The following is a 12,055-nucleotide window of genomic DNA, read 5'->3' on the forward strand; positions in this document are numbered from 1 at the left end:
TCCCGCTTCATCGGTTCCCGCTTCCATGGATCAGGCGGTCCATGAGATCCGCAAGCGCTTTGCCGGAGTCAGGAATCTGATAGGCTTGCTGCAAGAATTTCTCTTTTACAGTCTTGTAGTTTGTTTTCTCTACATTGCTGGAATAATAGCGGGCGATGATGCGGGTTAAGTCCGACGGTTCTGTTTGAATATAGCGGTCAAGGGCATCATAGTAATCATATTCACGGTTAGCCTGAATGAATTTGTAGACAAATACAGGCTTATCGAACAAAAGACCTTCAAGGGCAACCGTGGAGAGGGTGGCGACCACAGCATCCGATTTCATAATCAGCTCACGGGTGTCTGCCTTGCGGTCGGTAACCACATGAACATTGCTATATTCTTCTTCGTACTCGGTATACAGCGAAATCAGCTTCTTGGACAGCTCCCAGGGATGGGGCTTGATGATCAGCTGAAACTGCGGATGTGAGGCCAATTGGGTGAGCAGGGTGCGGATCTTGTAGTCATCCAGCGTCGGTCCGGTAGCGATTAGTAAGGTGATTTTATGAGGATCAAGCTGGTAGGTTTCTCTAAAAGACTCTGTAGACGTAACCTTCGAAGTAAAGATATCATCGTAACGGGCATGGCCGGTAATCATGATCCGCCCGGCTTCAAGCCCTCTGCGCACGTACCAATCCTGTTCATATTGCCCGTAGATTGCGATATGGCTGGAGAATACAGGAATGAATGCTTCCTCTCCCATCAGAATTCCGTGCTGCAGACATACGCTGGGAATCCCCTTGATCCCTGCAACGACAGCAAGCGCCCGGCTGGCTACATCTTCTGTCGTACCTACCATTACAGCCGCTACCGGCAGGTCATCGTAGAGATTAAACACCATTTCGATAGTATCTACAATGGAAGGAATCCGGCTTAGGAAGGTCTGGGTAAAAAAATCATTGCTGAACGCAGGATGTCCTTCGGCCTTCGCGAAAAGGTCAGCAGCGCGCCGGACCAGCTCTTCCGCAGCAGCTTTGGTGTCCTGCTTGTAGCCCAAGCTATATACATTGGGGATTCCATACAGCTCGGTGGCTCTGGAGCGGGACAGAATCATTGCTGAATCTCCGCTGAAATGCTCGCTGATCGTTTTCTCCGACATTCTGATATAGTCCAGATTAATCAGTATTTTGCCCTTCAGATTGGACTTTACAGGCTGATAGAGCGGCGCAACCTCATTTTCAAAGAAAGGCTGAATCTGGTGCTGCTCATGAATACCGGAATGCTCCAGCTTCAGCTTAAAATCGCTGCTCCCCATCTCGCTCCTAAGCTCATCGTTGATTTGTTGATAGAAGTTCGTCATCAGGGCCAGAGGGATATTCCTGTACTTCAGCTCCTGCGCAGCATGGATAAATTCACTATAGAGCGACCAGTAATTGGACAGATAGATGGACAATCCGTTCTCCCTCCTCGTGGTACCTTTCTAGGCAGAGATTTTATTTCTTTTGCTGCTGGATGAACTTTAGCTCTTCCCTAAGCTCCTTGCAGGTCCGCTGCGGAGGAAGCATCTGAATGAACCGGCTCTTCTCCTGGTGCTGCAATTGATAGTGAATCGACAGCTCGGTGATGTAGTTATCATCCAGAACCTCGTCAACCGGGTAGAAATCCCAGAACTGGTTCAGCCGCCAGAAGAACCGGCCGTCGCCAATTCTATAAAACTCCGGATTCTCATCCCAGTAGGAACCGAACTTCTCTTGAATGACGGGAAGAATGGAGCTTCTGTGCAGGATGGAGCAATGATCGATGACGCAAGGGGCCACCGAAACGATTTTTTTGGCGGGTCTTAGCTGGCTGCGGGTCACTTCATTCTGTTCATTCAAGTAATTGACCATCGAAGCAGAATACGCAATCATAACCTCGGGGTTCTCCTCCAGATAGTCCACCATCTGCTCTAGTCTAGTATTTCTGTAACAGTTGTCATCCGTAGCATAGGAGATATACTCTCCCTTCGCTTGTTGCAGGGCCTGATTGATCAGCGCGGAATATCTGACCTTCTCCACTCTTTGTTCAAGGGTCTGAATGTCGCTCTTCATGAAGCGGATGCGCTTATCCTTCAGATAAGGCTCGATGACTTTGAGGGTCTCTTCATTCGAGTTATCATCCATCAGGTAGAATTCAAAGTCTGTGAGCGTCTGATTGAGAATGGATTCAATGGACTTTGCGACATATGCGGCCTTATTGTAGCTGGTCATGACGATCGTTACTTTTGGCAATCGAATACCTCCCTCGCTGTTTACTTGCTATCATATGCTCCTTCTTCGAAACGGTATAGGTTAGAAGACTAAATTTTTAAATGGAGGACAGAATAGCGGACTTAGTCTATGGGCAAACCTGAATAAACGCCCGGCAGATTAACTGCGGAGCGTCTATCAGGTCCGGTGAATCCGTCTATCAGGCTTGCACGTTCCTTAACAAATCATGTATCCGGTGTTCAAAGGTATGGGCTGCCAGCACCTGCTGCCTCGCTGCTTCAGCGATCCGCTTGCGCTCATCGTCATGGGCCATGTAGTAATGAACCTTCTGCAGCAAATCATGCTTATCCTGATAAGAAACCACCTGAGTGCCCTCGTCAAACTGATGGCGGAGCCCGCTTTTATAATCGGTAAGCTGAAACGCTTCACAGCTGGCCGCATCAAATGTACGGTTGTTGATGCTTGTGGCGATAATCCCTGCCCGGTTACGGTTGTACTTCTCAGCCGAAGGGCGGTGAATATTCAGCACAATCTTCGCCCCGTTGTAGTAACTCGCAGCCGTCTCCGGCGGGACCCAGGCATTCACCAGCTCCACATTGCGCTTAGCGCCATGCTTCCATTCATGATAGTACCGCCCCCACCCCCGCCCCACCAGTTGGATGCGATAGGCTGTGCCTGCAAGTAAGGCCTCTATAAGCTCAATCCGGTTACTGTAAGGCACGCCTACTAAGCAGATATCACTTCTATACTCCTCGGATACATCAGCAGGGTGAAACAGATTAGGGTCTGTACCCAGCGGCAGATGAGAGACCCGGGGATGCCCCAAAGCCCGATAATGCTCTGCTGCAGCCAGGTCAATGGTGAAAATATAATCAAAATAACCAATCAGCGGAGCCGTCCAATCCATGTAATAAGGGTCCTCTGTCATCCACACTGCCGACTTCACCCCGGATTGTCTGATGCACTGCAGCACAGGCTCCGGAATCTTCAGACCGGCCATAAGCAGAATCAGCTCCGGCTGCCATAAATGCTGTTTAAGCTTCAATTCATTCAACACACTGCCAGGCTGTAAAGCTCTGCAATGATGCCCCTCCTTCTGCAAAGTCTCTGCTATACGCTGTTCAAAGAAAGAATAGACACCCTGAAAACCTGAGGTTATAAATAGGATATTCATAGCTATCACCACCATAAGTCCGATATTTTTCCAGTCCATAGGATGTTGTCTCTAACATAATATTCACTCCAAACATAGGATGGAACTATGCCAGAATATGGAGGTGAAAAAATGCCGCATACCCTAGTAGAATTTGCCCGGAGTGTCAGTAGCAATCTATCATTTGGACCTACCATACCAATCGACGGGACCCAACGCCTGATTTTAGAATTCGGTATGGCTGTTCCTTCTGCTCCAAGCAATTACGTTGAGCTCACTACAACGGTTGGCTGGTTGGTTACGAACGTGTTTGCTACACCGCCCGTTCAGCCCACTATCCTGCTTGAATTACTTGTGGATGGAATCCTCGTAGGCAGTGCTGAACAATCCGCCATTCCGGCGGATGAAGATGAGACGGTTCGAATGACGACCATGTTCCAGACCATCCTTACCGATCTTCCTGAAGGCTATTATGCGTTTCAAGTCTTTGCCTCCAACCTGGAGGATCTTCAAGGCGAAATTAATCTGAGTGGCCCTATCCATATTACAGGAAAAGTGATCGTTCCCGTGTAGAATACACGCAAAAAAACTCCTTATCAGAGGTCTTGATTGACCTGCTGCTAAGGAGTTTTTGTGTATTGATAAAGGGTACAAGCTAACCGTCATCTTAGGCTCAGAGCGCGTTCTCGCTAACCTCACGGCTCTCCAGCGCATTCCAGTCATCCTGGGACAGCAGTTCCAGCTGGGCTTCCAGCAGTGTCCGGAACCGGGTTCGGTAGATCGAAGCCTGCTTGCGCAGCTCCTCGGTCTCAATCGCCACCTTGCGGGATTTGGACAACGCTTCATTGATAATCCGGTCGGCGTTCTTCTCTGCTTCCTTGAGGATCAGCTGGGATTCCTTCTTCGAGTTATTCTTGACATCATCCGCAGCCTCCTGGGCTACAAGAATGGTCTTGGACAGACTCTCTTCAATATTGACGAAATGATCCAGGCGTTCCTGAAGGGTTAACAACTGGTTGTGCAGTTCCTTATTCTCCCGGATCACGCTCTCGTAATCCTTAATCACCTGATCCAGAAATTCATTGACCTCATCTTCGTCATAACCGCGGATTCTCCGGGAGAATTCCTTGTTATGTATGTCGAGCGGTGTTAATGGCATGCTGTGCACCTCCTAGAAATTTCGGTGAAGATTATAGATGAAAGACAATTACCGGCGCACGGCCTGCTAAGTGTCCATATTTCCCTGAGATTATCAATTTCGACAAGCACAGCTGTAATCCTGCAAAGACTTCAGACAAATTTGCCTACCAAAATCCGGTAACGGCCCTTCTTCGTCAAGCTGCCGATCTCCAGCACCTTGAACCGTCCGAAGCCCTGGATCGAGACCATGTCCCCGTCCTTCAGCGGACAGGACGGATCTTCCTCGACCTTCCAGTTCACCCGGACGCGCCCGGCCTTGATCGGGGCCAGAATCTTGCTCCGGCTCAGCCGCGTGACATCCGCTGCAATCCCGTCAAGCCGCAGGGATGCCACCGTGAACTCCATTGCCTCCAGCTTCGCTTCACTGCTGCGCAGGCCGGATAACGGCAGGATCTCCGTACTGACGTTAACCCGATGGACACCGGTCAAATGAATGGACAGATAATCCGCGATGTCAGCAGCCACCACTACGTGGCAGCCGTCTTCCAGCACATGAATATCGCCGATCTTGCCTCTTTTGATACCTAGTCCCAGGATTGCTCCCATATAATCCCCATGTTCCAGCGATAGAAATTTCTGTTCACCTGAGGTGATCGCCAGCACGCTTAGTTCCATATCCTCATCCGTAAGGTCACGATAATCCGGAGCCAGCATTGCCCGCTTCCGCTCGGCATCCGAAGAACCGCCCTCCCAGCGCACAATCACATCAGGGTGGCGGTTCACCAGACTTTGCAGAATATAGCACTGACGGGGGTCCAGAAATTCGGTCAGCTTCGTCTCATGATACTCCCCGGCATTCGAGACCCACTCCCAGGCCTTGTCCACAAACGGCCGTTCATCCGGGTGGAAATGCCCGTAGATTTCATTCTTCATCGGACTCAGCCGAAGACCGAGGCTACGATAGAGTGCAGACCGACTGCGGCAAAGCGCAGCATGATAATCGCGACAATCGGGGAGATATCCAGCGTGCCAAACAATGGAGGGATAATCCTCCGGAACGGTGCCAGATACGGCTCCACCAGCTTGCCCAGCAGCTCGCCGATAAAATTCTCACGCAGATTCGGCAACCAGGACATCAGAATGTATACGAGGATCATGTAATAGTAAATCTGAAATAGGATGTCTATAATTGAAGATATTTCATTCAAACCCTGCTCACCTCATTCGGTTGTAGTCTTGCTCGTCACCCAGGATCTCGGTAATGGAGCCTTGGATCTCCACGGTGTCCGGTGTGCACATAAATATATTGCCCCCAATTTTGGATATTCCTCCACCCAGAGCATAAACAGTTCCGCTGAGAAAATCGATAATCCGCATCGCCTGGTCATTGCGCACCCGCTGCAGGTTAATTACTACCGTGCGGTGTGAACGCAAATGGTCGGCAATCTCCTGCGCCTCGTCATACGAGCGCGGCTCGTAGAGCACAACCTTCACATTTTTTTGGGAATGAATGCTGACGACGTTGGCCCTCTGATTCTTGCGTGTTTCTACAGGGGCGGGTTCGTATTCATCCTCATCACGGGAGATTTGCTCCCGTTCCACAACTTCCTCTTCCTCCTGCAAGCCCAAGAAACTCATAAATCGGTTCATCACGCCCATCATTCTCCCTCCTCATGACCTACTAATACCGTTCCCAGACGAACCCGGGTGGCTCCTTCCTGTATCGCCACTTCAAAGTCATTCGACATGCCCATCGACAGCTCTTGTATTGGCTCAGGTGTCAAACCCAACAGATTCAAGCGGTCACGCAGCTCGCGGAGTCCGCGGAATACCGGCCGGGTCGCCTCGGGGTCTTCCTCGTGAGGGGCCATCGTCATCAGGCCGACGACCTTCACCCGGTCAAGCGGAGTGATCTCCCGCAGGAAGTCCTCCACCGCTTCCGGCGCCAGGCCGAACTTGGTATCCTCGCCCGAAATATTCACCTGCAGGAACACCTTCACAGCAAGTCCGGCAGCTTCTGCCTTCTTATGCAGCTCCCTGGCCAGCGACAGCCGGTCCAGAGAGTGAATATATTGAAATTTACCGATAACGTCCTTCACCTTGTTCGTCTGCAGATGCCCGATAAAGTGCCAGATCCCCTTGTGTCCAAGCGCATTCCATTTCGGCTCCGCATCCTGCCAGCGGCTCTCGGCAATCTCCTCAAGCCCTGCTTCCAATACAGCAGATACCGTATTCAGTGATACGTATTTCGTTACCGCAATCACCTTGACTTCACTGGCATCCCGGCCGCTGGCCGCGCAGGCCCGTGCGACACGTTCCCGGGTAGTGGCTATTCGTTCTTGTAGCGAGGCCAAAATTTCAACTCTCCTTTATTCCGATCCAGCTCGTCATTCTCCCAGTGACCCCGTTTTCCTTCCGGTACGAAAAGAACAGATCACTGTTACAGCTTGTACACCAAGTTGTACATTCGATATGAGTCGGCAATATTCCTGCTTTTATCATAATGCGTTGGTTCAATTCTTTCAAGTTCAGCAGCATTTTGCTGCTGTCCGTCTCCGATGGTCTATATAAAGCCTGCGCGCCTTCCGCCGCATCCGGCAGGTTCAGCCCGGCCTCCAGCCGGCGGACAGGGTCCATGACGTAATCATCCACCTCATAGCAGCAATCTCCAATAGAAGGCCCTATAGCAGCCTGTATGTCCTCCGGGCGGCTCCCGTACGTCTGTCCCATACGATCCACCATCGCTGCCGCGATTTGGGCCACGGTTCCCTTCCAGCCCGCATGCGCCAGCCCAACCACCTGCTTCAGCGGATCATGGAAGAACAGCGGCACACAGTCGGCATAAAAAGAAGTCAACAGCACTCCGGGCACATTCGTCAGCAGCCCGTCTGTGGCCTGAAAGGCAGAGGCCCGGTCCAGGCTGCCCCGGCCGCGTTCCTGTTCTGTAACGATGGCGATCTCTTTGCCATGGGTCTGTTCCCCGCAGGTCCAGTCAGCCAGCCGGAAACCCAGACTAGCAGCCAGCAGGCTGCGGTTGGCCAGCACATCCGCCGGATCATCGCCTACATGAAAAGCACAATTGAAGCTGTCATACGGGACTTTGCCGCTGCCGCCTGCCCTGCCGGTGAAGCCTGCTGTAATGCTTGTATACGGCTCACGCCAGGGCTCCAGATGCAGCAGCATTGGCGCTGCGCCACTCTGCATAAACGGTTCCATCTCTTCACCTCCGCTTAAGTGTACCACACTCAGCCCCACAAAATATTCCCCACAAAGTGAAGTAACGCTTCGAAGCCTATTCAGGTACTTTGCGGGGACCCCGAAAAACCTCCTTGCAAACCTGCTCCTATGACTTTACCCATATCGGCAGAAAAAAGACGCACCCCATTAATAAGTGCGCCGTTCACTGCGTTCCGGCCGTTCCAGGTACATCATCTCGCGGTCCTCCTGTCCCTGCATCATGCGGGGCTCCTCCAGCTTCACGAGCACGACATCCGCACCGATCTTCACGATATTCCGCCACGGAATGACCAGATCGGCACCGCCGCCGAACAGCCCCATGAACCGGGTATACCCCGGGACGATCACAGCGTCAATGACGCCTCTGCGCAAATCCAGCTCCAGGTCGCTGATCTGGCCCAGCCGTTTGCCGTCAACAATATTGATTACATCTTTGGTTTGGAAATCGGAGATTTTCATCTTTTTACCCGAAGCTGACGTTTCCTCAATCATCCTGCCACCCCTGTACGTTCAGACCTATAGCTTCAGTATATGTCCATAGGGCTTGGCCGCATGACTGTATTCCAGAGTCTCATCACCCCGGACATATAAAAGGATACCCCGCTGGCTGCGATGTGCCGCCATCCGGAATATCCTCCGCTCATTTATAGACTGTGGTCAGGACTTTACATGCTTTTGCATTTGCTGGATCGCTGATTTCTCAAGCCGCGAGACCTGGGCCTGTGAGATGCCAATCTCGTCAGCGACCTCCATCTGGGTCTTGCCTTCGAAGAAGCGCATGGACAGAATGCGTTTCTCGCGCTGACCCAGCCGCTGCATGGCCTCCCGGAGCGCAATCTCCTCAATCCAGGAGACATCCTTGTTCTTGTCGTCACTGATCTGATCCATCACATAGATCGGGTCCCCGCCGTCATGATAGATCGGCTCAAACAGGGATACCGGGTCCTGGATCGCATCAAGCGCGAAGACAACATCCTCCTTCGGAACGCCGAGCGCTTCGGATATTTCGAAGATCGTCGGCTCCCGCGAATTCTGGTTCGTCAGGCTGTCACGCACCTGCAGCGCCTTATAGGCAATGTCGCGCAAGGAGCGGGATACCCGGATCGGGTTGTTGTCGCGCAAGTAGCGGCGGATCTCTCCGATGATCATCGGCACCGCATAGGTGGAGAACTTGACATTTTGCGATAAATCGAAATTATCGATGGCTTTCATGAGTCCGATGCAGCCTACCTGAAACAGATCATCCACGAACTCTCCACGATTATTGAACCTTTGAATCACGCTTAGCACAAGCCTGAGGTTGCCATTTACCAATTTCTCTCTGGCGGATCGCTCGCCCTGCTGCTGCAGCGAAGTGAACAATGCCCGCATTTCCACGTTCGTGAGAACAGGCAGCTTGGCGGTGTCCACACCGCAAATCTCGACTTTATTTCGGGTCATGATGATTAACCTCCCAAGGAGAAACATTACTGTACATTATCTCCCCGGTCCGGCATTTTATTCCTCAGCTTTCATCACTTACACCATCTTGTTGAACTCCTTGCGCAGCCGCTTGATAATTCGTTTCTCCAGGCGGGAAATATAGGATTGCGAGATGCCCAGCAGATCGGCCACATCCTTTTGCGTTTTTTCTTCGCCGCCCCGCAGCCCGAACCGCAGCTCCATAATCAGCCGTTCCCGCTCGCTGAGCTTCTCCAGCGCCTTCTGCAGAAGCTTGCGGTCCACCTGCTCCTCGATGTTGCGGTAGATCGTATCGTTCTCTGTGCCCAGCACATCCGAGAGCAGCAGCTCGTTGCCGTCCCAGTCAATATTCAGCGGTTCATCAAAAGAAACCTCGCTTCTGGTCTTGCTGTTACGCCGCAGATACATCAGAATTTCATTCTCAATGCAGCGTGAGGCGTAGGTAGCGAGTTTGATTTTTTTCTCCGGATCAAAGGTGTTGACCGCCTTAATCAGTCCGATCGCACCAATGGACACCAGATCCTCAATGTTAATGCCGGTGTTCTCGAATTTCCGGGCGATGTAAACCACCAGCCGCAGGTTGCGCTCAATCAGCATAGCCCGGACCGCCGCATCTCCGCTGGAGAGACGCTGGAGCAGGAATTCCTCCTCCTCGCGTGTCAGCGGCGGCGGCAACGCCTCACTTCCCCCAATATAATAAATCTCCTGGCTCTTCAGACCGAGCAGAAACAGCATGCGGTAATACTGCAGTTGCAGCACAAGCTTGAATTTGACCATTATTGTTCCTCCTATAGGTTACTTAGCCCATCACCTTGTCAGCCGGCGCTTCTGGAGCACTCTCTTTATGGGTCAGGTCAGGATGTATGACCGCCCGGTACGCGCCGTCTCCCGACAGTGTCCCGCCATCCAGCCCGATGAGTACCCTTGTGCTGCAAAAGGTATCACCGCCAAGCACTATACTCACCTTATCCGGCTTCAGCGCGAGCATGAAGGATGCCCCGCGGTTGACGCCCCTGTACGGCACCAGCCGCACTCTGTCCTGCCAGGCGAACGACTGCCCGTCCGTTTCCAGTACAAGTGTATCTGCACCCGTCTGGGTCAGCCTTCCTTTCCAGGAAGCCGGCAAATGGCCCTCCCACAGCGAGGCTTCCATCACCATGACCGGAATCCTCGTCAGCGGATCACTGAGCCGGTTCCCGGTATCCAGCAGTCCGGGACAGGTAACCGACACTCCGTCAATCTCCACTGTCACTTCCCCGATATAGGAGTCCAGCTGCTCTCTGTGCCGGCGGGAGGACTGGATCAGCTTGAAGAGCAGCAGCACCAGCGGAAGCAGGGCAAGCACGAACCAGAAACCGATCTTCAGCCGGTAAGCTTGGCCTCCCGATGAGGTGAAGATCATGCCCTTCCAGAGGTCACCAGAGCTTTGCAGCAGATAATGAACGCCTATGATCCCTCCCGCCGCCGCAAAATTAATGATATAAAACGCCCCAAATGCCCGAAGATAGCTTTGCAGACTTCTAAATCCAAAGGCTATCCAGATCATCAAAACCGATAACCCGAATTTGATGAGAAAGGTATACAGAAAGGACAGCTCCGGTACGAACATCATGACGACATAGAGTGCACCCGCCAGCGCTGAGAGAGTCAGGCGCCACCAGGATACCTTGTGCTTCACCAGCCAGCTTGTCAGCCACAGCAGGACTCCGTCGATCAGCAGATTGGCGGCAAAAATCAAGTCAATATAGACAACCATCGCTCTCACCTGCCTGCAAGCGGATATCTATCCGGAGGCCTCGGTGCAGGCTCTCTTTTTAGACGATAAGATTAGTATAGAAACTCCCGTATCCAAAGTCTGTCTAAACATGGGGGGCGTTCTTGCAGTTTTTTTGTCGGTTTATGGGCATTGAGAGGAACATCAGTGCACAACACAAAAGCCAGCCCTAAGCGGCTGGCTTCATGAGAAACGTATTTAGTTATTGATAGATTTCAGCTCTTCTTCGGAGAGTCCGGTTGCTTTCTGCACTGAAGCACGATCCATTCCCATCGTCAGGAGATTCTTTGCTATTACCCGCTTGGCCTCCAGTTCACCCGCCGCAGTCCCCTTGACGAAGCCTTCTCTAAGCGCACCTTCCCGCTGTGAGGCTTCGTCCATCAGAACCTTCTGGCGGTCCTCATATTTACGGCGGGCTTCTGAATCCTGGCTCAGAAATTCCAGCGTCTCCATCGCCTTCTTCAAGGCTGGCTCATTCATTTGCAGCACCTCCCATTCAGAGTAGTTGATCCCTTTCAGGAACAGCAGCCAGTTCACAAGGCCGCCCTCACCGGGCTTAACCGGCTGGTTCAGCTTGGGCAGCTCCAGGAAATGAATCTCGATATCATCTGTCAGCGGCGCTCCGCTGCTGTCCTCCCGCAAATGAAATACACTATGTGTATGTTCATTAGGGAGCACCTTGTAATTCAGAATGTTAATCGTCACGCATTTCTTAAGCTCGGTATATTTCCCGCTGACCTGAAGCTGCCCGGCATAACGCTTGCTCCAATAATACAGCGTCCGTTTCTCAATATCATATTTGTTGAACAGCTGCATCTCAATGTTAATCAGCTTGCCGTCCACCGTCTTGGCCCATATATCAAATATCGCCTGCTTATCCAGCGGATCATCCTTATCTGTATAAGAATTGAGCAGCACCACTTCCTCCAGCGGAAGATCGCCCGCATCCAAGAATATCTGGTTCAGAAAAGCGAGCAGTACATCCTTGTTGCCCTCGCTTGCAAAAATCCGCTTAAATACAAAATCCACCCGGGGGTCCAGCATTTCCATGGTATCGTCTCC

The 12,055-nt window shown here is 51.9% G+C and carries 15 protein-coding genes; 1 reads left to right on the forward strand and 14 read right to left on the reverse strand.

Going from position 1 to position 12,055, the window contains the following annotated elements:
• Positions 1-7: 7 nt before the first annotated feature.
• The 3 genes from NSS83_RS10790 to NSS83_RS10800 all read right to left on the reverse strand — a co-directional run bounded on the left by NSS83_RS10790 (position 8) and on the right by NSS83_RS10800 (position 3,402).
• A complete protein-coding gene (locus NSS83_RS10790; protein WP_341348248.1) occupies positions 8-1,432 on the reverse strand; it encodes a CDP-glycerol glycerophosphotransferase family protein in 1,425 nt (474 codons plus the stop codon).
• Positions 1,433-1,472: 40 nt separating this feature from the next.
• Positions 1,473-2,249, reverse strand: coding sequence for a glycosyltransferase family 2 protein (locus NSS83_RS10795; protein WP_341348249.1), 777 nt, complete (start codon positions 2,247-2,249; stop codon positions 1,473-1,475).
• A gap of 178 nt (positions 2,250-2,427) precedes the next feature.
• Positions 2,428-3,402 carry a glycosyltransferase gene (locus NSS83_RS10800; RefSeq protein ID WP_341348250.1) on the reverse strand — a complete coding sequence of 325 codons (975 nt, stop codon included), beginning with the start codon at positions 3,400-3,402 and terminating at the stop codon, positions 2,428-2,430.
• Between the two features lie 87 nt (positions 3,403-3,489).
• Between NSS83_RS10800 and NSS83_RS10805 the strand changes: the two genes are divergently transcribed.
• Positions 3,490-3,954, forward strand: a complete 465-nt coding sequence (locus NSS83_RS10805) for a hypothetical protein (protein WP_341184474.1) — start codon at positions 3,490-3,492, stop codon at positions 3,952-3,954.
• Between the two features lie 100 nt (positions 3,955-4,054).
• On the opposite strand, the gene NSS83_RS10810 is transcribed toward NSS83_RS10805, so the two are convergent.
• The 11 genes from NSS83_RS10810 to NSS83_RS10860 all read right to left on the reverse strand — a co-directional run bounded on the left by NSS83_RS10810 (position 4,055) and on the right by NSS83_RS10860 (position 12,043).
• On the reverse strand, positions 4,055-4,540 hold the full coding sequence (locus tag NSS83_RS10810; RefSeq protein ID WP_036690176.1) for a DivIVA domain-containing protein: 486 nt from the start codon (positions 4,538-4,540) through the stop codon (positions 4,055-4,057).
• Between the two features lie 131 nt (positions 4,541-4,671).
• Entirely contained in the window at positions 4,672-5,454 is a 783-nt protein-coding gene (locus NSS83_RS10815; protein WP_341184473.1) for a YlmH/Sll1252 family protein, read from the reverse strand.
• 5 nt (positions 5,455-5,459) lie between these two features.
• Positions 5,460-5,729 (reverse strand): YggT family protein, encoded by a 270-nt coding sequence (locus NSS83_RS10820; RefSeq protein ID WP_036724260.1) that lies wholly within the window; start codon positions 5,727-5,729, stop codon positions 5,460-5,462.
• Between the two features lie 7 nt (positions 5,730-5,736).
• The gene (sepF, locus tag NSS83_RS10825; protein ID WP_341184472.1) at positions 5,737-6,180 is read right to left on the reverse strand and encodes a cell division protein SepF; all 444 of its coding nucleotides are present in this window, start codon (positions 6,178-6,180) and stop codon (positions 5,737-5,739) included.
• The gene (locus tag NSS83_RS10830) at positions 6,180-6,875 is read right to left on the reverse strand and encodes a YggS family pyridoxal phosphate-dependent enzyme (protein ID WP_341184471.1); all 696 of its coding nucleotides are present in this window, start codon (positions 6,873-6,875) and stop codon (positions 6,180-6,182) included. The genes sepF and NSS83_RS10830 overlap by 1 nt, the downstream gene beginning before the upstream one ends.
• Before the next feature lie 4 nt (positions 6,876-6,879).
• Positions 6,880-7,737: a peptidoglycan editing factor PgeF gene (pgeF, locus tag NSS83_RS10835; RefSeq protein WP_341184470.1), complete on the reverse strand. Its 858-nt coding sequence runs from the start codon at positions 7,735-7,737 to the stop codon at positions 6,880-6,882.
• Between the two features lie 168 nt (positions 7,738-7,905).
• The gene (locus tag NSS83_RS10840) at positions 7,906-8,250 is read right to left on the reverse strand and encodes a YlmC/YmxH family sporulation protein (protein ID WP_341184469.1); all 345 of its coding nucleotides are present in this window, start codon (positions 8,248-8,250) and stop codon (positions 7,906-7,908) included.
• A gap of 165 nt (positions 8,251-8,415) precedes the next feature.
• The gene (gene sigG, locus NSS83_RS10845; protein WP_036690188.1) at positions 8,416-9,198 is read right to left on the reverse strand and encodes an RNA polymerase sporulation sigma factor SigG; all 783 of its coding nucleotides are present in this window, start codon (positions 9,196-9,198) and stop codon (positions 8,416-8,418) included.
• 78 nt (positions 9,199-9,276) lie between these two features.
• The gene (gene sigE / locus NSS83_RS10850; protein ID WP_036690190.1) at positions 9,277-9,999 is read right to left on the reverse strand and encodes an RNA polymerase sporulation sigma factor SigE; all 723 of its coding nucleotides are present in this window, start codon (positions 9,997-9,999) and stop codon (positions 9,277-9,279) included.
• A gap of 19 nt (positions 10,000-10,018) precedes the next feature.
• Positions 10,019-10,975 carry a sigma-E processing peptidase SpoIIGA gene (gene spoIIGA, locus NSS83_RS10855; RefSeq protein WP_341184468.1) on the reverse strand — a complete coding sequence of 319 codons (957 nt, stop codon included), beginning with the start codon at positions 10,973-10,975 and terminating at the stop codon, positions 10,019-10,021.
• A gap of 216 nt (positions 10,976-11,191) precedes the next feature.
• A complete protein-coding gene (locus NSS83_RS10860) occupies positions 11,192-12,043 on the reverse strand; it encodes an Rpn family recombination-promoting nuclease/putative transposase (protein ID WP_341348251.1) in 852 nt (283 codons plus the stop codon).
• Positions 12,044-12,055: the final 12 nt, after the last annotated feature.

The sequence above is a fragment of the Paenibacillus sp. FSL H3-0469 genome, assembly GCF_038051945.1.
Taxonomy (GTDB): domain Bacteria; phylum Bacillota; class Bacilli; order Paenibacillales; family Paenibacillaceae; genus Paenibacillus_AQ.